23 protein-coding genes and 1 tRNA gene are annotated in these 20,363 nt (G+C 71.0%); 10 read left to right on the top strand and 14 right to left on the bottom strand.

All coding sequences use genetic code 11. The features are described 5' to 3' along the window. The first annotated feature begins 4 nt into the window (after positions 1 to 4). The gene (locus AC1DPN_RS01455) at positions 5 to 937 is read left to right on the top strand and encodes an alpha/beta fold hydrolase (RefSeq protein ID WP_477082944.1); all 933 of its coding nucleotides are present in this window, start codon (positions 5 to 7) and stop codon (positions 935 to 937) included. Here AC1DPN_RS01455 and nth read toward each other — a convergent pair. Beyond that, positions 934 to 1,629, bottom strand: coding sequence for an endonuclease III (gene nth, locus AC1DPN_RS01450; protein WP_477083829.1), 696 nt, complete (start codon positions 1,627 to 1,629; stop codon positions 934 to 936). The two genes, AC1DPN_RS01455 and nth, sit on opposite strands and share 4 nt — an antisense overlap. 267 nt (positions 1,630 to 1,896) lie before the next feature. On the opposite strand from nth, the gene AC1DPN_RS01445 reads away from it, so the two are divergent. Both AC1DPN_RS01445 and AC1DPN_RS01440 read left to right on the top strand, forming a co-directional pair. Next, on the top strand, positions 1,897 to 2,379 hold the full coding sequence (locus AC1DPN_RS01445) for a hypothetical protein (RefSeq protein ID WP_477082943.1): 483 nt from the start codon (positions 1,897 to 1,899) through the stop codon (positions 2,377 to 2,379). A gap of 117 nt (positions 2,380 to 2,496) precedes the next feature. Beyond that, positions 2,497 to 3,174 (top strand): Crp/Fnr family transcriptional regulator, encoded by a 678-nt coding sequence (locus AC1DPN_RS01440; protein WP_477082942.1) that lies wholly within the window; start codon positions 2,497 to 2,499, stop codon positions 3,172 to 3,174. Positions 3,175 to 3,210: 36 nt separating this feature from the next. Here AC1DPN_RS01440 and AC1DPN_RS01435 read toward each other — a convergent pair whose 3' ends face one another. The 3 genes from AC1DPN_RS01435 to AC1DPN_RS01425 are packed head-to-tail and all read right to left on the bottom strand — an operon-like array spanning position 3,211 to position 4,204. After that, positions 3,211 to 3,702 (bottom strand): RidA family protein, encoded by a 492-nt coding sequence (locus tag AC1DPN_RS01435; RefSeq protein ID WP_477082941.1) that lies wholly within the window; start codon positions 3,700 to 3,702, stop codon positions 3,211 to 3,213. After that, positions 3,702 to 3,860: a DUF4177 domain-containing protein gene (locus AC1DPN_RS01430; RefSeq protein ID WP_477082940.1), complete on the bottom strand. Its 159-nt coding sequence runs from the start codon at positions 3,858 to 3,860 to the stop codon at positions 3,702 to 3,704. The genes AC1DPN_RS01435 and AC1DPN_RS01430 overlap by 1 nt, the downstream gene beginning before the upstream one ends. A 50-nt stretch (positions 3,861 to 3,910) precedes the next feature. Then, a complete protein-coding gene (locus AC1DPN_RS01425) occupies positions 3,911 to 4,204 on the bottom strand; it encodes a WhiB family transcriptional regulator (protein WP_477082939.1) in 294 nt (97 codons plus the stop codon). Positions 4,205 to 4,539: 335 nt separating this feature from the next. Here AC1DPN_RS01425 and AC1DPN_RS01420 point away from each other — a divergent pair, with 335 nt between their 5' ends. The 5 genes from AC1DPN_RS01420 to AC1DPN_RS01400 all read left to right on the top strand — a co-directional run bounded on the left by AC1DPN_RS01420 (position 4,540) and on the right by AC1DPN_RS01400 (position 9,515). Continuing rightward, positions 4,540 to 6,981 carry a transglycosylase domain-containing protein gene (locus AC1DPN_RS01420; protein ID WP_477082938.1) on the top strand — a complete coding sequence of 814 codons (2,442 nt, stop codon included), beginning with the start codon at positions 4,540 to 4,542 and terminating at the stop codon, positions 6,979 to 6,981. Further along, positions 6,981 to 7,928, top strand: coding sequence for a metallophosphoesterase (locus AC1DPN_RS01415; protein WP_477082937.1), 948 nt, complete (start codon positions 6,981 to 6,983; stop codon positions 7,926 to 7,928). Before AC1DPN_RS01420 ends, AC1DPN_RS01415 begins: the two co-directional genes overlap by 1 nt. 127 nt (positions 7,929 to 8,055) lie before the next feature. Further along, a tRNA-Pro gene (locus AC1DPN_RS01410) sits at positions 8,056 to 8,129 on the top strand. 121 nt (positions 8,130 to 8,250) lie between these two features. Beyond that, on the top strand, positions 8,251 to 8,925 hold the full coding sequence (locus AC1DPN_RS01405; protein WP_477082936.1) for an SDR family NAD(P)-dependent oxidoreductase: 675 nt from the start codon (positions 8,251 to 8,253) through the stop codon (positions 8,923 to 8,925). Positions 8,926 to 8,930: 5 nt separating this feature from the next. After that, positions 8,931 to 9,515: a GNAT family N-acetyltransferase gene (locus tag AC1DPN_RS01400; protein ID WP_477082935.1), complete on the top strand. Its 585-nt coding sequence runs from the start codon at positions 8,931 to 8,933 to the stop codon at positions 9,513 to 9,515. Here AC1DPN_RS01400 and AC1DPN_RS01395 read toward each other — a convergent pair. The 8 genes from AC1DPN_RS01395 to AC1DPN_RS01360 form a co-directional block, all read right to left on the bottom strand. Continuing rightward, positions 9,491 to 10,354, bottom strand: a complete 864-nt coding sequence (locus AC1DPN_RS01395; protein ID WP_477082934.1) for a DUF4097 family beta strand repeat-containing protein — start codon at positions 10,352 to 10,354, stop codon at positions 9,491 to 9,493. The genes AC1DPN_RS01400 and AC1DPN_RS01395 overlap by 25 nt on opposite strands. Next, positions 10,351 to 11,013, bottom strand: a complete 663-nt coding sequence (locus tag AC1DPN_RS01390) for a response regulator (RefSeq protein ID WP_477082933.1) — start codon at positions 11,011 to 11,013, stop codon at positions 10,351 to 10,353. Before AC1DPN_RS01390 ends, AC1DPN_RS01395 begins: the two co-directional genes overlap by 4 nt. After that, the gene (locus AC1DPN_RS01385; RefSeq protein WP_477082932.1) at positions 11,001 to 12,362 is read right to left on the bottom strand and encodes a sensor histidine kinase; all 1,362 of its coding nucleotides are present in this window, start codon (positions 12,360 to 12,362) and stop codon (positions 11,001 to 11,003) included. Before AC1DPN_RS01385 ends, AC1DPN_RS01390 begins: the two co-directional genes overlap by 13 nt. A gap of 72 nt (positions 12,363 to 12,434) precedes the next feature. Next, on the bottom strand, positions 12,435 to 13,172 hold the full coding sequence (locus AC1DPN_RS01380) for a hypothetical protein (protein ID WP_477082931.1): 738 nt from the start codon (positions 13,170 to 13,172) through the stop codon (positions 12,435 to 12,437). After that, on the bottom strand, positions 13,169 to 14,053 hold the full coding sequence (locus tag AC1DPN_RS01375) for an ATP-binding cassette domain-containing protein (protein WP_477082930.1): 885 nt from the start codon (positions 14,051 to 14,053) through the stop codon (positions 13,169 to 13,171). Before AC1DPN_RS01375 ends, AC1DPN_RS01380 begins: the two co-directional genes overlap by 4 nt. Continuing rightward, positions 14,050 to 14,409: a GntR family transcriptional regulator gene (locus AC1DPN_RS01370; RefSeq protein ID WP_477082929.1), complete on the bottom strand. Its 360-nt coding sequence runs from the start codon at positions 14,407 to 14,409 to the stop codon at positions 14,050 to 14,052. The genes AC1DPN_RS01375 and AC1DPN_RS01370 overlap by 4 nt, the downstream gene beginning before the upstream one ends. A 182-nt stretch (positions 14,410 to 14,591) precedes the next feature. Beyond that, positions 14,592 to 15,641, bottom strand: coding sequence for an aspartate-semialdehyde dehydrogenase (locus AC1DPN_RS01365; RefSeq protein WP_477082928.1), 1,050 nt, complete (start codon positions 15,639 to 15,641; stop codon positions 14,592 to 14,594). A 4-nt stretch (positions 15,642 to 15,645) separates the two neighbouring features. Beyond that, entirely contained in the window at positions 15,646 to 16,920 is a 1,275-nt protein-coding gene (locus AC1DPN_RS01360) for an aspartate kinase (protein WP_477082927.1), read from the bottom strand. A 160-nt stretch (positions 16,921 to 17,080) separates the two neighbouring features. Here AC1DPN_RS01360 and AC1DPN_RS01355 point away from each other — a divergent pair, with 160 nt between their 5' ends. Both AC1DPN_RS01355 and AC1DPN_RS01350 read left to right on the top strand, forming a co-directional pair. Further along, positions 17,081 to 17,983, top strand: coding sequence for an ABC transporter ATP-binding protein (locus AC1DPN_RS01355; RefSeq protein WP_477082926.1), 903 nt, complete (start codon positions 17,081 to 17,083; stop codon positions 17,981 to 17,983). Further along, positions 17,980 to 19,092, top strand: coding sequence for an ABC transporter permease (locus AC1DPN_RS01350; protein WP_477082925.1), 1,113 nt, complete (start codon positions 17,980 to 17,982; stop codon positions 19,090 to 19,092). The genes AC1DPN_RS01355 and AC1DPN_RS01350 overlap by 4 nt, the downstream gene beginning before the upstream one ends. A 68-nt stretch (positions 19,093 to 19,160) precedes the next feature. Here AC1DPN_RS01350 and AC1DPN_RS01345 read toward each other — a convergent pair whose 3' ends face one another. After that, positions 19,161 to 19,736 (bottom strand): DUF5063 domain-containing protein, encoded by a 576-nt coding sequence (locus AC1DPN_RS01345; RefSeq protein WP_477082924.1) that lies wholly within the window; start codon positions 19,734 to 19,736, stop codon positions 19,161 to 19,163. A gap of 13 nt (positions 19,737 to 19,749) precedes the next feature. Then, positions 19,750 to 20,349 (bottom strand): recombination mediator RecR, encoded by a 600-nt coding sequence (gene recR / locus AC1DPN_RS01340; protein ID WP_477038502.1) that lies wholly within the window; start codon positions 20,347 to 20,349, stop codon positions 19,750 to 19,752. Between the last annotated feature and the right edge of the window lie 14 nt (positions 20,350 to 20,363).

The raw sequence follows: 20,363 nt of genomic DNA, 5'->3' as shown, positions 1-20,363 counted from the left end.
ACCGATGAGTAGCGTCGACTCCGCCACGCTCCTGTTCGACGGCCCCTGGGAGCACCGCTTCGTGGCCGCGAACGGAGCCCGGTTCCACGTGGCCCTCGCGGGTCCCGACGAGCGCGACGCCCCGCTCGTCGTGCTGCTGCACGGCATCCCTGAGTTCTGGTGGGCGTGGCGGCACCAGCTTCCGAGCCTCGCCGCAGCCGGCTACCGTGTCGCCGCGATGGACGTCCGGGGCACAGGCGGTTCGGACAAGCCGCCGGTCGGCTACGACGTCCCGACGCTCGCGGCCGACGTCGCGGGCGTGGTCCAGTCCCTCGGCGCATCAGACGCCGTCGTCGTCGGGTCCGGCACAGGCGGTGAGATCGCCTGGGCCATGGCGGGTCTGCATCCCCGCCACACGCGTGCCGTCGCCGCGCTCGGCGCCCCACACCCGCTGGACACCCGCGGAAAGCTGCGCGCTGCCGTCCGCCCGTCCGCCGCCAAGCGGCTCGCATTCGCGCAGCTGCCGTCTTTCCCCGAGCGCGCCTTGCTGCAGGGCGACCTCGTGTCGCGCCTGCTGCACGAGTGGGGTGGCAGCCCGGGGTGGATCAGCGCCGACGACGAAGCCGTGTACCGCTCGGCGGCGCGCGTGCCGTTCGCGGCCCACAGCCAGATGGAGCAGCTGCGCTGGATCGTCCGGTCGATGCCACGCCTCGACGGTCGGCGCTACCACGCGGCCCTCCAGCGCACCCCGCCGCTGCCGGTCCTGCAGATCCACGGCGGACGCGACGGGATCCGCCCGGCGGCGCACGCGGCGCTCTCGAAGGATGCCCAGGCCCTCGTCGGCCCGGGCTACCGGTTCGAGCTCGTCTCGCTGGCCGGTCACTTCCTGCCCGAGGAGGCTCCGGACCAGGTCACCGACCTGCTCCTGGACTGGCTGCGCGAGGTCGCGGCGACCTAGCCCTTCAGCAAGGCCGCGGCGCGGACCGGGTCGTTCTCCCCGATCCCCGCCGACGGGCAGGACGAGGCGATCGGGCAGGCACCGCACGCGGGCTTTCGGGCGAAGCAGGTGCGCCGGCCGTGGAAGATCAGCCGGTGCGAGGCCATGGTCCAGTCGGCCCGCGGCAGCAGCTGGTTGAGGTCCTTCTCCACCACCAGCGGGTCCTCGCTCGTGGTGTACCCGAGGCGCAGCGACAGGCGCATGACGTGGGTGTCGGTCGTGATGCCGGGAATCCCGAACGCGTTGCCGAGAACGACGTTCGCCGTCTTGCGCCCCACGCCCGGGAGCGTCACCAGGTCCTTGAGGCGTGGTGGCACCTCGCCGCCGAACCTCTCGACGAGGGCGGCCGACAGGCCCATCACCGACTTCGTCTTCGCCCGGAAGAACCCCGTCGGGCGCAGGATCTCCTCGACGTCCTCCGGGTTGGCGACCGCGAGCGCCGCGGCGTCCGGGTACCGGGCGAACAGGATGGGCGTCGTCAGGTTCACGCGCACGTCCGTGGTCTGCGCCGAGAGCACGGTCGCCACGAGCAGCTCGAACGGTGACGAGAAGTCCAGCTCGCAGTGTGCGTCGGGGTACCGCACGGCGAGCGCCCGGTCGACGCGCCGGGCGCGGCGGGTGCGCGCGAGCGCCGTCTCGCCCGAGGGAGCCACCGCGGTGGGCGGGTCCTCAGGAACGCGATCGCCGGCGAGTTCGTGGGCGCTGTCCGTCGGGGTCACCCAGGCAGCGTACGACCCGCCACCGACACTCACCGCGTGACCCCCGAGCAGACCGCACGACCCCGGACTATGACCGCCTCACCGGCTTGACCTGCGGCGTTGCTCCCTTGGAGTGATCTTGCCGCCCACCCCGAATGCGCACTCAAGGTGCCCGCCGCACAGACCGAAACCAGACACGGACCCCGAGGAGGAACCGCCCACATGACACCTGCCGTGGAGCACCGGGTACGCGATCTGCGCCTGGACCGCCGCGCGCTGCGCGCCGAGCACGCCCGCGTCACCTGGTGGCGCCGGCTGGTCCGCGCTCGCCTCGACCTCGCGGTCGCGCAGGCGGCACAGCCTCCGACGCTGGGTGAGGACATGGCCTTCCAGCTCCCGCCCGAGATCGGTGTCGAGGTCCCGCGGCCCGCGGTCCTCGCCGCGGTGCTCGGCCCGGGTCGCGGCTCGACGACGTGGCCGGAGCTCGCCGCGACCGACCGCAGTGCGGACGGCACCGGGCTGGACGGCACCGCCCCGGTCCAGCTCCGTCTCGACGAGCTCCGCGCCCTCGACGAGCAGCTCGCCCGCTACGGCGACGGTGTCGCCGCGGCGCTCGCACGTGCGACCGAACGCCTGATCTCGCGCCTCGCGCAGGAACCGTCGCAGACACTCGCCGGGCTGCCGGAGCCCCTGAGCCGCGGTTGACCGCTCCGATGGGGCAGACTGAGCGTGGCTCGGGCCGCTGACCAGCGGCCACCTTCGTCCGTGCGGTGCCACGAGTGGTTCCGCACGAGACTCGTGCAGGAAAGGTGAGGTATCACCGTGGAGGACGACATCGTGCTGTCGGCCCCGTTGTTCGCCGGACTCGAGCCGGAGGCGTCGGAGGCTCTCGTCGCGACGATGAAGGCGATCGAGGTCGTCCGTGGTGACACGCTCTTCCACGAGGGTGAGCCCGGCGACCGGCTCTACGTGGTGCGCGAGGGCAAGATCAAGCTCGGTCGACGCTCGAACGACGGCCGCGAGAACCTGCTGGCCGTGCTCGGACCGGGCGAGATGTTCGGTGAGCTGTCCCTGTTCGACCCCGGCCCCCGCACCGCGACGGCCACGGTCGTCGCCGATGCCGTCGTCCTCGAGCTCGGCCACGGCGACCTCATCCGGTGGCTGCACGACAAGCCGTCCGTCGCCCAGCACCTGCTGCAGGCGCTGGCCCGCCGGTTGCGCCGCACCAACGAGGCGCTCGCGGACCTCGTCTTCTCCGACGTCCCCGGCCGCGTCGCCAAGGCGCTCCTGGACCTGTCGACCCGGTTCGGAGAGAAGGTCGACGAGGGCATCCGCGTCGCGCACGACCTGACGCAGGAGGAGCTCGCCCAGCTGGTCGGCGCCTCGCGCGAGACCGTCAACAAGGCGCTGGCGGACTTCGCCGCTCGTGGCTGGGTCCGTCGCGAAGGCCGTGCGGTGGTCCTGCTCGACGTCGACCGCCTGGAGCGGCGCGCCCGGTAGGACGGCCGCTCCTCGAGCGGCCGTCGACTGCTGCGGCTAGGACTGCTCGGGGACCAGCTCGACGACGATCTCTACCTCGACCGGCGAGTCGAGCGGGAGGACTGCGACACCGACGGCCGACCGGGCGTGCACGCCGGCCTCTCCGAGCACCTCGTGCAGGAGCAGGCTGGCGCCGTTGACCACCGCAGGCTGACCCGTGAACGTGGGGTCGCTCGCGACGAAGCCGACCACCTTGACGACCCGCGCGATCCGGTCGAGCCCGTCAGCCCCTTCACCGATCAGTCCGGCGACCGCCGCCAGGGCGTTCAGTGCCGAGATCCTGGCGTACCCGGCCGCGTCGTCGGGACTCACCAGTCCGGGCGCAGAGCCGACCTTCCCCGTCGCCGGCAACGCCCCGTCGACGAACGGGAGCTGGCCCGCGGTGTACACGTAGTCGCCCGTGCGGACGGCGGGCACGTACGCCGCGACCGGTGCGGCCACGACCGGGAGCTCCAGCCCGAGCGCCGCAAGCCTCTCGGCGGCGCCCATCAGGAGCTCGTGGGCCGCTTCAGGTACGCGACCAGCCCGGCGTCAGGTCCCTGGATCACCTGGACGAGCTCCCAGCCGTCGGCGCCCCACTGATCGAGGATCGCCTTCGTGGCATGGATGATGAGCGGAATGGTCGCGTACTCCCACGTCGTAGCCATGCGCACACCCTAGCCGTCAGCGGTCGTCGCCTGACATCACAGGAGCGCTCTCACGCGAGGACCAACGGCTCCGACCCCACGAGCTCGGCACGCCACGAACGGACCTCGGGCCGCCGGCGCAGGAGTGCCCGGCGCTCGCGCTCGGTCATGCCACCCCAGACGCCGAAGTCCATGCGGTTGTCGAGCGCGTCGGCAAGGCAGGCGAGCCGGACAGGGCATCCCGTGCAGACCGTCCGAGCCTCTCGCTGCGCCGCGCCCTCGACGAACAGGGCGTCGGGAGCCAGCTTTCCGGTCCCGCACTCCGCGAGCGCGGTCCAGTGCGTGTCCTGAACAACTGTTGTCACACGGCCTCCCTGCCTACCGAGGAGCGTTGCAGCGCCCCAAGTCCTGCCCGGAAACTAGCGGTACGCGGGGCTTCCTGGCGAGCCTCCGAAGGTGTTGTTCCGGGTGTTGGACGAGTGAACATGTCTACGGCTGCACCGCCCGGCATGACTGGGTCACCCGTTCGTGTCATGGGCTAGCCGCCGTTCGACCCCGTTCGGCAGCTGTCCGCACGGAGCGCTCCGGTCGCCTCTTCGGCCGTCTCGGGTGATCGCCCCGATGTGCAGGTCCGGTGGAGGTCGGGTCAACGACCGGACTTCTAGGCGGCTCTGACATCACCTCCTACTACCCTGACGGCATGCCGAACCCTGCGCGCTCGCGCGGCCGTCAGGTCAACGCCTTCCAGGCGTTGGCCCTCTTGCTGTCCTTCGTGCTCGTCGCGGGCATCGGCGGCGTGCTCGCCGCGGGCCTCGCGCTGCCGGGCGTCGCGATCGCCAACGGTGCGACCGGCATCACCGCGAAGGCGTTCGACGACCTGCCCACCGAGCTCGACCAGCCGGGCCTGCCGCAGAAGTCGACGATCCTGGCCAACGACGGCACCGTGCTCGCCACGTTCTGGGACCAGAACCGCGTGGTCGTCCCGCTCGCGCAGATCTCCCCGATGCTCCAGCACGCGGTGATCGCCACGGAGGACAAGCGGTTCTACGAGCACGCCGGGGTCGACCCTGCGGGCATGCTCCGCGCCTTCGTCCGGAACCAGTCCTCCACGGGCGGCCAGCAGGGCGCGTCGACGCTGACGCAGCAGTACGTGAAGAACGTGCTCATCGAGGCCGCGCTCGCCAAGGACACCGAGGCGGAGAGGCAGGCGGCGCTCGAGGATGCCCGCGGCGCCGAGGGCAGCGAGGGGATCGCGCGCAAGCTCCGCGAGGCCAAGCTGGCCATCTCGCTCGAGAAGAAGATGACCAAGGACCAGATCCTCGAGAAGTACCTGAACATCGCGCAGTTCGGCAAGCAGCAGATCTATGGCGCCGAGGCGGCCGCGCAGTACTACTTCAGCAAGCCCGCGAAGGACCTGACGTACCTCGAGGCCGCGACGATCGCCGGCGTGACGCAGAGCCCGAGCAAGTGGGACCCCGTCGCCCACCCGGAGGCCTCGCAGTCGCGTCGCAACACGGTCCTGCGCCTCATGCACGAGCAGGGCTACATCACCGACGCGGACTACACGACGGGTATCGCCACGCCGCTGGCCGACACCCTGCACCTGCAGGCGGTCAAGCCCGGCTGCGCGCTCGCCAGCACGGTCGTCGCGGGCTCGGGATACTTCTGCGACTACGTCACCAAGGTCATCGTCAACGACAAGACGTTCGGCGAGACGAAGGCCGAGCGCGCGTCGACCCTGTACCGCGGCGGGCTCACCATCAAGACCACCCTGAACCCCGGTCTCCAGACGATCGCCGACAGGGAGGTCAAGGCAGGCATCCCCGTCCTGGACCCGACCGGCGTCTCCAGCGCGATCATCACCGTGCAGCCGGGAACAGGTCAGATCATCGCGATGGCCCAGAACCGCGAGTACGGGGCGGTCGGCGACCCCGCGACCCGCACGGAGTCGGTCAACTTCAACACCGACTTCGCGTACGGCGCATCGGGGGGCTTCGCCCCCGGCTCGACGTTCAAGCCGTTCACCCTGCTGGAGTGGCTCAAGTCCGGGCACAGCCTCTACGAGCGGGTCAACGGCACCGAGCGCACCCTGAACACGAACCAGTTCACGACGTGCGGTGCGAAGGGTCCCAACAAGCCGTACCCGGTGCACAACTCCGAGGGTGGCCAGGGCAACATGACCGTCCTCGACGCCACCAAGAACTCGGTCAACCTCGCCTACCTGTCGATGGCCATGCAGCTCGACATGTGCAACATCATGCAGGGCGCCACCGACCTCGGGATGCACCTCGCCAAGCCGCGCGAGGACGGTTCCGTCACGCCAGGCCTGAACCCGTCGAACGTGATCGGCACCGACTCCGTCGCACCGCTGTCGATGGCGGCGGCGTTCGCCTCGTTCGCCTCGGGCGGCGTCTACTGCACGCCGATCGCGATCCTGAGCGTGGTCGACGCGAACGGAAAGTCGCTGCCGGTCCCGTCCGCGAACTGCGAGCAGCGGATCGAGCCGAAGTACGCCAACACGATCAACTACGCGCTGAGCAACGTGTGGAAGGGCACCGCGTCGAGGGTCGGCGCACCGCCGTTCCCCTCCGCCGGCAAGACCGGTACGACGAGCCAGAACGAGGACACCTGGTTCGTGGGCTACACGCCCTTGCTGGCCACCGCCGTGTGGGTCGGGTACAAGGAGGCGCCCACCCCGGTGCAGCGGATGACCATCAACGGGACGTACTACCGCAACGTCTACGGCTCGTCGATCGCCGCACCGACCTGGAAGCGGTTCATGGTCCAGGCGCTCGCCAGCGCCACGAACCCGCCGTTCGCCGAGCCTGACCAGAAGCTCATCTTCGGCGAGAAGATCCGCGTGCCCTCCGTCGTCGGCAAGTCCGAGGACTCCGCGACGAGGATCCTGGAGGACGCCGGGTTCAGCGTGAAGATCGATCCCACGCAGGTGGAGTCGAGCGTGCCCGCCGGTTCGGTCGCTTCGCAGAACCCGTCCGGCACCGCGACACGCGGGTCCGTCATCACGCTGACGTTGTCCAACGGCCGGCAGCCCGAGTCGAACCCCGACAACCCGTTCCCGGGCTTCGGCGACAACGGGGGCAACGGCGGGAACGGCGACGGCCCCGGCAAGGGCAAGGGCTGATGGCGTCAGACGCCGTCCGAGCGGTCGCCCGCACGGCTGGCGGTCTGGCCGTCGCGGGCGCCGCGGCACTCGCGTACGCCGCGCTCGTCGAGGTCCGCTGGTACGCGCTGCGTGAAGTCACCGTGCCCGTGCTGCCGGCCGGGCAGGACCCGCTGCGGATCCTTCACCTCTCCGACCTGCACCTCGTGCCGGGTCAGCGACGCAAGGTGGACTGGGTGCGCGACCTTGCCTCGCTCGACCCGCACCTCGTCGTCGACACAGGGGACAACTGGGCGCACCTGGACGCGATGCCGGACCTGCTGCACGCCCTGGAGCCGCACCTGGCGCGGCCGGGAGCCTTCGTGCTCGGCTCCAACGACTACGTCGCACCCGTCGCCAAGAACCCGGCGCGCTACCTGCTGCCGGACGCCCGGCGGCCGCGCCCGAAGAAGGCGCCCGAGCTGCCGTGGCGTGAGCTGACCTCGCGGTTCCGGTCGGCAGGCTGGATCGACCTGACCAACCGGCGCGACGTGGTCAAGGCAGACGGGCGCGTCCTGTCGCTCGTCGGCACCGACGACGCCCACCTGAACCGGGACCGGTACCCGGACGCGGGTGGCCCCGACGACGCGCGCACCGGTCCGTCGCCGGTCGACCTGCACCTCGGGGTGACGCACGCGCCGTACCGACGGGTGCTCGACGCGATGCATGACGACGACGTCGACCTGGCGATCGCCGGGCACACGCACGGCGGACAGCTGGCCCTGCCCTTCTGGGGTGCCCTGGTCACCAACTGCGACCTCGACACGAGCCGCGCCAAGGGTCTGCACGGCTGGCCCGGACCGCGCCCCGACCGCCCGGGCGGCGCCGGGTCGACCTGGATGCACGTGTCCGCGGGGCTCGGCACGTCGCCCTACGCCCCCGTCAGGTTCGCCTGCCGGCCGGAGGCGACGCTCCTCACGCTCGTGTGAGAAGCGCCCGATCGGCGCCGACGCGCACGAGACCTGCGCGCGACGAGCGTGTGACGAGCACGGCACCCGAGCCGAGGTATCCGGTTTCGTTGCACGGCCCCTCGTCGGCTATCCTTACCAGGCTCCACGGGGTGTGGCGCAGCTTGGTAGCGCGCTTCGTTCGGGACGAAGAGGTCGTGGGTTCGAATCCCGCCACCCCGACACTGTGGAGAAGGCCCCTGGCCAGCGGAGACGCTGACAGGGGCCTTTCGCATGCCCGGGCCGCACGCCCCACAGGCCGCGGCTATGGTCGACACGACCACACGTTTCGGAAGGGACCGCCATGCCTACGATCGCGATCATCGGTGCCGGACCGGGCCTGGGAGCCGCGGTCGCGCGAAGGTTCGGCGCCGAGGGCTTCTCGATCGCGCTCATCTCTCGCGATCAGGCGAAGCTGGACACGTTGGCAGCCCAGCTCCAGGACAGCGGTCTGGTCGCGCGCGGCTACGCGGCGGATGTCCTGAACTCCGCCTCCCTCGAGGCCGCAATCGCGCGTGCCGTGGCCGAGCTGGGTCCGATCACGGTGCTGCAGTACAGCCCGCTGCCTTCCAGGACGTACCTCGAGCCGGTGCTCGAGATGACGCCCGAACTGGCGCTGGAGGCGCTGCGGTTCTCGGCGCTGGGGCTCATCCACGCCGTTCGATCCGTCCTGCCCGCGATGCGGGGGGCAGGTGACGGCAGCATCATCCTCGTCAACGGCGGCACGTCAGTGAAGGCGCGAAGCGACTTCGCGGGCACCTCGATCGCGTTCCCTGCCGAGAGTGCGTACGGCGAGATGCTCCACGACGCACTGGACGCCGACGGCATCCGCGTCGTCCAGCTCGTGATCCCGGGAGGCATCCCGAAGCTTCAGCTCGAGAACGGTATCGACGACGTGGCCGCGCGCATCTGGGAGCTCCACAGCACCCGCGGCCCGTTCAGGACCATGCTCATCCCGCTGGAAGAGGGCCGAGAGTAAGGCACATGAGTCGCCTTGCGGCGGTCGAGGTGCTCACTCTGGAGGTTGGGATGACCCAGCTCACCACCGAGCGACTTCTGCTGCGCCAGTGGCGCGACGACGATCTGGACGCCCTCGCCGCGATCGACGCGGACCCCGAGGTCATGCGCTGGATCGGCGACGGGAGCGTGCGCGACCGGGCACAGACCGCGGACGCGATCGCGCGGTTCCGGCACGAGTGGGCAGAGCAGGGCTGGGGGCGGTTCGCGGTCGAGGAGGACGGCGTCCTGGTCGGCTGGGTGAGTCTCGCGGTGCCGACGTTCCTGCCCGAGATCCTGCCTGCGGTCGAGATCGGCTGGCGGCTCTCACGCAGTGCTTGGGGTCGCGGGCTCGCGACGGAGGGTGCGCGGGCCGTGCTGGCGTACGCCTTCCACGACGTCGGCCTCGACCGTCTGGTGAGCGTCTGCAACGTGCAGAACACGGCCTCGGAGCGCGTGATGACGAAGCTCGGTATGTACAAGGACCGGGCCACCGTCGTGCCGTCGCACGGTGTCCCGGTCCTCGTCTACGCGATCGACCGCGCTGCCTACGAGTCGCGTGGGCCCAGGTAGGACGCGCTTCCGTCAGCGGTGTGGATGCGGACACTGATCGATGCGTTCGGGTCGGTCGGCGCGTCGACCGTCTGCCGGCCGTCGGTCGTGCCGATGGTGAGGGCGACCGGTTCCCCGTTCCCGTGGACCGTGACGTCGCCGTCAGAGGCGCGGGCGTCGATGTCCCCCTCGACCGCGGCGATCGTCGTGCTGCCGTCGTTCGTGTGGGTGGTGACCGATCCCGTCACGCGCTGCACCTCGATCCGGCCGTCCGAGGTCGTCGCGTCGACGTCACCGTCGATCCCGTCGATCGAGACACTCCCGTCCGAGGCCCGCAGCGAGACGTCGCCGTCGATGTCGGAGATGCTCGTCGAGCCGTCGCTCGTGCGGACCGTCAACGGGCCGGTCAGGGACGTCGCCTCGACGGACCCGTCGCTCGAGCGCACCACGACCTCGGTGCCCTCGGGCACGGTCACGTTCAGACCCGCCGTGCAGAACCCGGGCCGCCACCAGTCGCACTCGTGCCGGACCACCAGGCGGTCGCCGCTGACGGAGGCCGTGTACTTGGTGTCGCTCGACGCGGAGCGGGACGTGCGCTCGACGTCGACGCCCGCACCGCCGGTCGTCACGGTGATGTCGCCGTCAGCCACGAGCTCGACCACCGGGGCGGCGTCGTAGGACTCCGAGGCGATCACCGTGGACGGGTCGGCGTTGGTGAAGACGAGCAGGTTGACCAGGCTGAACGCACCGGCGATCAGCATGAGCGCGCCGAGGATCCCGCCGGCCCACACGAGGGCGCGCGCGCCGTCGGACCGCGGCGGCAGCGGCGGGGCGGGGGGACGGTCGAGGGTCGTGGTCATGAGTGGTCTCCCGGTTCGTGCTCGAGCCAGCGGAGCACCGCCAGCACGCGACGGTGGTCGTCGGCGTCCTGGGCCAGGCCCAGCTTGGTGAGAATCGAGGTGACGTGCTTCTCGACGGCCGGCAGGCCGACCACGAGTCGCTCGGCGATGGCCGCGTTGGAACGGCCCTCCGCCATGAGGCCCAGCACGTCACGCTCGCGCGGCGTGAGGGTCTCGAGGCCCGACCGTCGGGTGCGGGCGAGGATCTGGGCGACGACCTCAGGGTCGATCACGGTGCCGCCCGAAGCCACGCGACCGAGGGCGTCGAGGAACTCGTCGACATCGGCCACGCGGTCCTTCAACACGTAGCCGAGGCCGCGGACGTCGCCCGCGAACAGCTCCTGCGCGTAGCGCTGCTCGACGTACTGCGAGAGCACCAGCACGGGCAGCCTCTTGTGCAGGCTGCGCAGGTGCACGGCGGCCCGCAGGCCCTCGTCGGTGTGGGTCGGGGGCATCCGGACGTCGGTGACGAGCACGTCCGGCATCTCCTTCGCGGACCCGAGGGCGGCGACGAGCTCGTCGGCCGTCTTGTAGCCGGTGACCTCATGGCCCTCCGCGACGAGCAGCCTGGTCAGGCCGTCGAGCAGGAGGACGGAGTCCTCGGCGATCACGATGCGCACGGCACCTCCACGGTGAGTCGGGTGCCGGCTCCGGCCGGGCTGTCCAGGTCGAAGGTGCCGTCGAGCGCGGCGACGCGGCTACGCAGGCCGTCCAGGCCGCTGCCTGGCGTCGGGGTGGCCCCGCCGCGTCCGTCGTCGGCGATCTGGAGCCGCAGGTTCTGCGACGGCGTGATGGTGGCCGTGACCCGCACGTTCGTGGCCTGCGCGTACTTGGCGACGTTGGTCAGGGCCTCGGCGACGACGAAGTACGCGGCGGCCTGGGCAGCGGTGCTCGCGCGGGTCAACGGCGCCGGCACCTCGACCGAGACCGGCACCGGGCTGCGCGCGGCGAGCGCGGACAGCGCGGCGTCGAGGCCGCGGTCGGTGAGCACCGCCGGGTGGATGCCGCGCACGAGGTCGCGGAGCTCGGCGAGCGTCTCCTTGACCTCGCGGTGCGCGTGGTCGAGCGCCGCTGCGGCTTCAGGATCGCTCGATGCCCGACGCTTCGCGGCACCCAGCTCCACGCCGAGGGCCACGAGACGCTGCTGCGCGCCGTCGTGCAGGTCGCGCTCGATGCGGCGGCGTTCGTCGTCCGCAGCACCGACCGCCGCTGTCCGGGTCTCGGTCAGGTGGACGGCGCGACCCTCAGCCTCGTCGGCCCGCGCCTGCGCCTGCCGCGCGGACTCGATCGCCTCCGCACGCGGCGACGAGCCGAGCATCGAACGCGCACTGCGGACGAGCCCGAACGACGCCGCCTGCACCCCCAGAGCACCGACCCAGGCGGCCGCGAGCGCGGCCAGGACGAGGAAGGGCAGCGGGACGGGCGTGCTCACCTCGTCGCCGTAGAAGACGACGAACGCGAGCAGCGCGAGAGCGCCGGACAGGCCGACCGAGACGATCACGGTCGAGACCGTGAGGATCAGGCCCCCGACCAGCAGGTACGCCACGTGGGCCCACGACCGGCTGTCGCCGAGCACCGCGGTGCACGCCGACCACCAGCCGGGCCGACGCGGCCGCTTGTAGGTCGGGCTGTCGATGGACACCCGGAGCTGCGCGTGCAGCCGGGCGCGCTCGAGGCGGGCGAACGGGCGCACCGCGAGCAGGACGACCACGACCATCGGGATGCCGACGAACAGGATCGCCAGGCTGACGGCCACGGAGAGGGCGACCACCACCGCGATCGACACCGACCCGACGAGGAACCCGCCGATCACGGTCTGCGAGATGCCGGCCCACGTCGCACCCGACACGGGCGCCGCGAGCAGTGGTCGCCACGCGGTGAACGCCGGCGCGACCACCCGGAGGTCGTCGGCGCTCGGCACACAGGTGCCGGTGCCGGTCACGGTGCCCGTGGGGTGGTCTGAGGTCATGACACAGACGCTAGGGGTCCGGCCGCTCGACCAGACAGCCTGGCCACCCACGGACCTGTGGTGGGGTCAGCCCTACCGCTTGGTCGGAACCCGGACGCCGCGAACGAGCACGTCGTAGACGATCGCGAGCACTGCCGCCGAGACCAGAGCGAGCACGCTGCCCAGGAGGAGGCCTCGAGAACCGCTGAACAGCCCGGTGCCCCACCCGAGCAGACTCGACAGCACCAGGAGCGGGCCGACCGTCAGCGGCAGGGTGAGGGTCCCCCACCAGCCGCCGCCCCGCAGGTAGACGGCAGCCACAAGCAGTCCCGACACGTACGCGACGACGAGCGTTGCCGCATTCGCGACGAGGAACGCCCCGAGGTACGCACCCGACGAACCGACGTTCACGGACACGCCTTCGGCGATGTGCCACTGCCACCCGAAGGCGGCGTACGTCGCACGCTCCGCGACGAGGAGGACGGCATATCCGCCGCCGTACAGCAGGACGGTGGCCATCGCCCCGAGCAGCGACCCACGGGACAGCGACCGCCGGGTGAGCCCGGACGCCACGTGGACGGGCAGGTAGACGGCCGTGAGGCCGATGAAGATCGAGAACGGGACCCACATGATCGCCTGCCGACCGAACGCGACGACGCTCGTCGTGACCTGGTCGGCTGCCAGTGCGTAGACGGTGATCGCGAGCAGGGTCACGACGACGGCGATCGTCCAGAACCACCTCGCCACCCGGACCTGGGCGGTCAGGAACCACCGGGCGGTGAGGTCGACCGGACCGCGCCGGACGGGGGTGTCGAGGGTCGCGGTGCTCATCGGACGGTCTCCTTCGCGTGGTCGGTGAGGTGGACGAACAGGTCCTGCAGGGGGACAGGTCCGAGCTCGAGCCCGCCCAGGCGCGCGTTGCGCTCGTCGTCGGGAAGTCCGCCGACCACCGTCGCCTGGACCGTGCTCCCGAGCCGCTGGCGGGCCACGACGTCCCGCCCCACCACGAACGCCTCGACCGCATCGGCCGGTCCCGTCACCGTCAGGCCGCGTGTGCGCAGCGAGTCCGCGTCCTCCTGGACCAGCACCGTCCCACGGTCGAGCACGACCACGTCCTCGAGCAGCCGCTCGACCTCACCGATCAGGTGGCTCGACAGGACGATCGTGCGCGGGTGCTCGAGCCAGTCGGCCAGCAGCGCGTCGTAGAACGCGTACCGGGCGGGCGCGTCCATACCGAGGTGCACCTCGTCGAGCAGCGTCAGCGGAGCGCGGCTCGCGATGCCGGCGACCACCCCGAACGCCGACTTCTTGCCCCGCGACATCCGGTCAGGACGGTCGTCGGGTCCTAGCTCGAAGGTGTCGAGCAGCTTCTCCGCGAGCTCGATGTCGAACGTCGCGCGCCGGTTGGCCAGCATGCGCACCATCTCCGAGACCGGCCGGTCGGGCAGCAGGTCGCCGCTCTCGCGGATCAGGCACGTCCCGCCCATCACGCGCGCGTTCTCCCACGGCTCCTCGCCGTCGACGAGCGCCGACCCGCTGGTCTTTCGCATGAAGGCCGCCAGCACCGACAGAGCCGTGGTCTTGCCCGACCCGTTGCGTCCGAGCAGGCCCGTGATCACGCCAGGGCGGAGATCGAACGAGACCGCGTCCAACGCCGTCGTGTCGCTGTACCTGACCGTCAGGTCCCTGACCTGCACACCGAACCCGCTCATCGCGGTCCCCCGTTCCTCAGGTGCTGGATGACGTCCTCGACCGGGATGCCCAGGACCCTCGCCTGCGCCGCGACCGGCGCGACGACCTCGGCGAAGAACGCGGCCCGCTTCTGGGTCAGCAGGCGGTCCCGGGCGCCCGGTGCGACGAACATGCCGATCCCGCGACGCTTGTAGAGCACGCCCTCGTCGACGAGCTCGGTGAACGCCTTGGCCGCAGTCGCCGGGTTGATCCGGAACGTCGTCGCGTACTGCGTGGTCGACATGACCTGCTCCTCAGCGCCCAACGCCCCGGACAGCACGTCCGCACGGATCTGGTCGGCGATCTGCACGTACAGCGGATCTCGTCCGTCGAACATGCCGTCACCCCCCTGTTGGTTCATTACTCAACCAACTAACCATAGAACCGTACTCGAGGGCAACCCCCTGTAATCGACCGCGTCCGCATTCGTGGGCGCTGCGGGCATCGCGAGGCGGCACACAGCAACGTCGGCACTCGTGGGGGTTGTACCTCTCACGAGTGCCGACGTTGCGGATCTTGCTAGACGGTGGTGAGGCGCTGGGCGGCGACGAGCTCGGCGATCTGGACCGCGTTGAGGGCGGCGCCCTTGCGCAGGTTGTCGTTGCTGATGAACAACGCCAGACCTCGACCGTCCGCCACGCCCTCGTCCTGGCGCAGGCGGCCGACGAACGACGGGTCCTTGCCGGCGGCGTGCAGCGGCGTCGGGACGTCGGCCAGCTCGACGCCGGGGGCGTCCGACAGGAGCTCGGTCGCCCGTGCGACCGACAGCGGCGACGCGAACTCCGCGTTGATCGACAGCGAGTGGCCGGTGAAGACCGGCACACGGACGCAGGTGCCCGAGACCAGCAAGGACGGGATGTCGAGGATCTTGCGCGACTCGTGCCGCAGCTTCTGCTCCTCGTCGGTCTCGAACGAGCCGTCGTCGACGATCGAGCCGGCCAGCGGGATGACGTCGAACGCGATGGGCGCGACGTACTTGACGGGCGCCGGCAGCTCGACGGCGGAACCGTCGTGCACGAGCGCGAGCGTGTCCTGCGTGACGGCGGCACGGATCTGGCTGTCGAGCTCGTCGGCGCCCGCGAGGCCCGAGCCGGAGACGGCCTGGAAGGTCGAGACCACGAGGCGCGTCAGGCCGGCCTCGTCGTGCAGCACCTTGAGCACCGGCATCGCGGCCATCGTGGTGCAGTTCGGGTTGGCGATGATGCCCTTGACGGCGTCCTTCAGGGCGCCCGGGTTCACCTCCGAGACGATGAGCGGGACCTCGGGGTCACGACGCCACGCCGAGGAGTTGTCGATGACCAGCGCTCCGGCAGCGGCGAACCGCGGCGCGTGCACCTTCGACGCGGCACCGCCGGCGGAGAACAGGGCGACGTCGATGCCGGACAGGTCGTCCGTCTCGACGTCCTCGACGACGACGTCGGCACCCTTCCACGGCAGCGTCGTGCCCGCGGAACGCGCCGACGCGAAGTAGCGGATGGAGTCGACGGGGAAGTCGCGCTCCTCGAGCAGGCGGCGCATGACGCCACCGACCTGGCCGGTCGCGCCGACCACCGCGATGTTCAGTCCCACAGTCCTACCGTCCCGTCCCGCCGTACACGACGGCCTCGTCCGACGTGGAGTCCAGCTCGAACGCCGTGTGCACCGCGCGAACGGCCTCGTCCAGCGAGTCCGCGCGAGTGACCACGGAGATCCGGATCTCCGACGTCGAGATCATCTCGATGTTGATGCCCGCGTCCGACAGCGCGGCGAAGAACCGCGCGGAGACACCGGGGTGCGACTTCATGCCCGCGCCGATGAGCGAGAGCTTGCCGATCGTGTCGTCGTACTGCAGCGAAGCAAAGCCGATATCCGGCTGGTGCTCCGTGAGGGCCTGGGTGCCGGCGGCGCCGTCGGTCGCCGGGAGCGTGAAGGAGATGTCCGTGAGGCCCGTCGAGGCGGCCGACACGTTCTGCACGATCATGTCGATGTTGACGCCCGCCGCGGCGACGACCTCGAAGATGCGCGCGGCCTTGCCCGGCACGTCGGGCACACCGACCACGGTGATCTTGGCCTCGCTGCGGTCGTGCGCGACGCCCGCGATGATCGGCTGCTCCACGTTCTCTCCTTCGGGGGCGGGCTCATCGGTCACCAGCGTGCCCGTATGAGTACTGAACGACGAACGCACGTGGATCGGTACCCCGTACCGGCGGGCGTACTCGACGCAGCGCAGCACGAGGACCTTGGCGCCGCTGGCGGCGAGGTCGAGCATCTCGTCGTAGGTGACACGCTCGAGCTTGCGCGCGTTCGGGACGATCCGGGGGTCGGCGGTGAACACGCCGTCGACGTCCGTGTAGATCTCGCAGACGTCCGCCTTGAGGGCCGCGGCGAGCGCCACCGCCGTGGTGTCCGAGCCGCCACGGCCGAGCGTCGTGACGTCGTTGGTGGTCGGGTTCACGCCCTGGAACCCGGCGACGATGGCCACCGACCCCTGAGCGATCGTCTGCCGGATGCGGCTGGGCGAGACGTCGATGATGCGGGCCTTGCCGTAGGCCTCGTCCGTGAGCACGCCCGCCTGCTGACCCGTGAACGACTTGGCGTCGACGCCCAGGTTGTGGATCGCCATCGCCAGAAGCGACATCGAGATCCGCTCGCCCGCGGTGAGCAGGATGTCCATCTCACGCTGCGGCGGCAACGGGGTCACCTGCTGGGCGAGGTCGATGAGCTCGTCGGTCGTGTCACCCATCGCGCTGACGACGACCACGACGTCATGGCCGGCGCGCTTGGCCTCCGTGACTCGCTTGGCCACACGCTTGATGCTGGTGGCGTCGGCGACGGAGGAACCGCCGTACTTCTGCACGATCAGGGCCACGGGGGAGCTCTTTCGCGGGCTCGGGAGAGGACCGGGCGAGTGTACGGCGGTGTTCACCTGGCGGAAATGTGGTTTCAGATGCCGGATCGGCACAGCCTCTGCACAGACTTCGCGGCAGTTCGTCGGACACCGTCCCCCGCTCGGTCCTACGGTGGCGCCCATGGACGACGAGGTCGGAATCAGGGTCAGCGGTCTACGTCGCGCGTTCGGCCGCGTGCAGGCACTCGACGGTGTGGATCTGACCGCTCGGGCGGGCAGGGTCACGGCGCTCGTCGGCCCCAACGGCTCGGGCAAGACGACGCTGCTGCTGGTGCTGGCCGGTCTGCTGGTCCCGGACGCCGGTGAGGTGTCCGTCGGCGGGACCACCGACACCCGCGCCGCCCGAGCGCACACCGGCTGGATGCCCGACGCGTTCGGCACCTGGGACTCCCTGACTGCCCGCGAGGTCCTCACGACGTTCGGCGCCGCCTACCGGCTACCGCGGCCCGCCGCGGCCGCCCGTGCCACCGAGCTGCTGGAGACCGTGCACCTCACCGAGTTCGCCGACCGCCCCGCCAGCGTCCTGTCACGCGGGCAGAAGCAGCGTCTCGGCCTCGCGCGCGCACTCGTGCACTCCCCGAGCGTCCTGCTCCTCGACGAGCCCGCGAGCGGCCTGGACCCTCGCTCGCGCGTAGACCTGCGGGTCCTCCTGCGTCGGCTTGCCGACGAGGGCACCACGGTGCTCATCTCCAGCCACGTCCTGTCCGAGCTCGAGGAGATGGCCGACGACGCGGTGTTCATCTCCCGCGGTCGCACCGTCGTGCCGGTGGCGGGGCCGTCGCAACGGACCTGGCACGTGCGGGCCCTGTCCCCTGACGCGCTCGGCACCTGGCTCACGTCCATCGACGCCGCGTGGCAGCCCGGGGATGCCCCCGGGTCGGTGCTCGTGGAGATCGACGGCGACGAGGGAGCGGCCCGGCTCGTGGCCGACGCGGTCGCCGCCGGCGTCCCGCTGGTCTCGATCAACCCCGTGGGCGGCTCGCTGGAGCATGCCTACCTGACGCTCGAGGAGGACCGGCGATGACACAGTCCGTCGAGCTCCAGATCGACCCTGTCGAGACCTCCGACGACGGCGGCGGGTGGTGGCGAGGCGTCTGGACCGTGAGCGTGCTGGAGCTGCGGCAACGCGTCCGGTCGACGCGCTGGATCGTCGCGCTCATCGTGTGGTTCGTGGTGGTCGGAGGCATCACGCTGCTCACCACCGGCGCGCTCGCGGCATTCTCCGAGGACGGGGGCGAGATCGCCAGGTCGTCCGGACCGTCCAACGGACCGCTCCTGTTCGCGGCTGTCTCGTTCCTCGTCCTCGGGCTCGGCCTGCTGGTCACCCCGACGCTCACCTCGACCGCGATCAACGGCGACCGCAACGCCGGGACGCTCGCCACCCTGCAGGTCACGCTCCTGAGCCCCTCCGAGATCGCCACCGGCAAGCTGCTCGCCGCCTGGTTGTCGGCCTGCGCCTTCCTCGTCGTGAGCCTGCCGTTCCTCGGCCTCGCGCTGGCGATCGGCGGGACCCCCGTCATGTCGCTGGTCCGCGTCGTCCTGATCATCGCGGTGCTGCTCGCCGCGGTCTGCGGGATCGGACTCGGGTACTCGGCGCTCAGCTCGCGCTCCGCCGGATCCACGGTGCTCACGTTCCTGACCGTCGCCGCTCTGACCCTGCTGACGCCGATCCTGTTCGCGACCACCTACCCGTCGATCTCCCAGGACGAGTCTGTCGAGGTCTACACGACCGTGCCGACCGCGGACGGCGGCTACGAGTGCGAGTACGTCACCGCGGTGCGGTCCGTCGCGCACACCGAGCGGACGTGGTGGCTGCTCGGCATCAACCCGTTCGTCATCCTCGCCGACGGCGCCGAAGCGGCGCCCACGTCGCCCTATGTCATCGAGGAGCCGCTCGCCGGCATCCGGACCGGAGTTCGTCAGCTTCGCGCCGGGCCCACGGCGCAGCTCAACGAGTGCTGGGCGGAGGGCAACGTGACGACGCAGGACGCTCTCGACGACATCTCCGCGACGCCGTTCTGGTTCTGGGGGCTGGGCGCGAACGTGCTGCTCGGCGCCGCAGGGTTCGCCGTCGCAGTCCGCCGGTTGCGCATCCCGCAGAAGAAGCTGGCCCGCGGGACGCGCGTGGCGTAGCGCCGCCTAAGGGCTGGAGGGCGTCGTACTCCGCCTCTGCGGCTGTGCCTTCGCGTCGCCTGGCGGGGTCAGGGCTGGAGGGCGTCGTACTCCGCCTCTGCGGCGACGTCATCCTCCACGTCCAGCCGCAGGTGGGCCAGGATCGCCTGCAGGGTGCGCAGGACGCTCGTCGCGCGCTCGCCCCAGTCGGACAGGTAGGAGAACTGCCACCACCAGAGGGCCTCGAGCACGTGGCCGTTCTCGTAGTGCCGCAGCCCCTGCGCCAGGGCGCCTGCGATGCCCACGAGGTCGCCGGAGACGCTCGACCGCTCGACCTCGATACCGAGCAGCGGGTCGACGACCTCGACGTACTCGTCGATCCCCTCGAACACGTTGGCGAGGTTGGCGCGCAGCGGGTCGACGTCCGGGTCGGGCCCGGCGTCCGGCTCGAAGCGCTCCACCGGCACGACGTCCGTTGTCGCGCCGAGACGTGCGCCTGCGGCCAGGATGTCGCTCACGGCCAGGAGCAGCAGCGGGAGGGCGGCGTTGGGGGCCGAGCCGGCGGCCACCTCCGTGACGGTCGTGAGGTAGCGGCGCGACTCGTCGGCGACCGCCACAGCGATGTCCCGCAGATCGGCGTCGACCGTCGTGTGGTGCGGTGTCATCGTCGTCCCCCTCCTACGCGCTGATCCGGCGACGACCCTCGAACGCCCGCCCGAGCGTGACTTCGTCGGCGTACTCCAGGTCACCGCCCACCGGCAGGCCCGAGGCGAGCCGGCTGACCGTGAGACCCATCGGTACCAGCATGCGCGCCAGGTACGTGGCTGTCGCCTCGCCCTCGACATTGGGGTCCGTCGCCAGGATCACCTCGGTGACCGTGCCGTCCGCGAGCCGGGTCAGCAGCGACTGGATGCGCAGGTCGTCCGGGCCGACGCCCGCGATCGGGTTGATGGCCCCGCCGAGCACGTGGTACCGGCCACGGAACTCGCGCGTGCGCTCGATCGCGACGACGTCCTTGGGCTCCTCGACCACGCAGATCGTGGCCAGCGAACGGCGCGGGTCGCGGCAGATGCGGCACTGCGTCTCCTGCGCGACGTTGCCGCAGATCTCGCAGAACTGGACGCGGAGCTTGACCTCGGTGAGCGCGTCGGCGAGCCGTCGCACGTCCGCCGGGTCCGCCGCCAGCAGGTGGAACGCGATGCGCTGGGCGCTCTTGGGACCGACTCCGGGCAGTCGCCCGAGCTCGTCGATCAGATCCTGGACCGCACCCTCATACACGTTCGCCAGCCTAC

It is taken from the genome of Cellulomonas sp. P4_H4, from assembly GCF_056400865.1.
This window is presented reverse-complemented; position numbering and strand designations above follow the sequence as displayed.

Excerpts from the sequence above, each read along its gene's own strand:
- AC1DPN_RS01455 (WP_477082944.1), top strand. The coding sequence starts at position 5 with ATGAGTAGCGTCGACTCCGCCACGCTCCTGTTCGACGGCCCCTGGGAG.
- AC1DPN_RS01445 (WP_477082943.1), top strand. The coding sequence starts at position 1,897 with ATGACACCTGCCGTGGAGCACCGGGTACGCGATCTGCGCCTGGACCGC.
- AC1DPN_RS01435 (WP_477082941.1), bottom strand. The coding sequence starts at position 3,702 with ATGGGCGCCGCCGAGAGGCTTGCGGCGCTCGGGCTGGAGCTCCCGGTC.
- AC1DPN_RS01430 (WP_477082940.1), bottom strand. The coding sequence starts at position 3,860 with ATGGCTACGACGTGGGAGTACGCGACCATTCCGCTCATCATCCATGCC.
- AC1DPN_RS01420 (WP_477082938.1), top strand. The coding sequence starts at position 4,540 with ATGCCGAACCCTGCGCGCTCGCGCGGCCGTCAGGTCAACGCCTTCCAG.
- AC1DPN_RS01415 (WP_477082937.1), top strand. The coding sequence starts at position 6,981 with ATGGCGTCAGACGCCGTCCGAGCGGTCGCCCGCACGGCTGGCGGTCTG.
- AC1DPN_RS01405 (WP_477082936.1), top strand. The coding sequence starts at position 8,251 with ATGCCTACGATCGCGATCATCGGTGCCGGACCGGGCCTGGGAGCCGCG.
- AC1DPN_RS01400 (WP_477082935.1), top strand. The coding sequence starts at position 8,931 with ATGAGTCGCCTTGCGGCGGTCGAGGTGCTCACTCTGGAGGTTGGGATG.
- AC1DPN_RS01395 (WP_477082934.1), bottom strand. The coding sequence starts at position 10,354 with ATGACCACGACCCTCGACCGTCCCCCCGCCCCGCCGCTGCCGCCGCGG.
- AC1DPN_RS01385 (WP_477082932.1), bottom strand. The coding sequence starts at position 12,362 with ATGACCTCAGACCACCCCACGGGCACCGTGACCGGCACCGGCACCTGT.
- AC1DPN_RS01380 (WP_477082931.1), bottom strand. The coding sequence starts at position 13,172 with ATGAGCACCGCGACCCTCGACACCCCCGTCCGGCGCGGTCCGGTCGAC.
- AC1DPN_RS01375 (WP_477082930.1), bottom strand. The coding sequence starts at position 14,053 with ATGAGCGGGTTCGGTGTGCAGGTCAGGGACCTGACGGTCAGGTACAGC.
- AC1DPN_RS01370 (WP_477082929.1), bottom strand. The coding sequence starts at position 14,409 with ATGTTCGACGGACGAGATCCGCTGTACGTGCAGATCGCCGACCAGATC.
- AC1DPN_RS01355 (WP_477082926.1), top strand. The coding sequence starts at position 17,081 with ATGGACGACGAGGTCGGAATCAGGGTCAGCGGTCTACGTCGCGCGTTC.
- AC1DPN_RS01350 (WP_477082925.1), top strand. The coding sequence starts at position 17,980 with ATGACACAGTCCGTCGAGCTCCAGATCGACCCTGTCGAGACCTCCGAC.
- AC1DPN_RS01345 (WP_477082924.1), bottom strand. The coding sequence starts at position 19,736 with ATGACACCGCACCACACGACGGTCGACGCCGATCTGCGGGACATCGCT.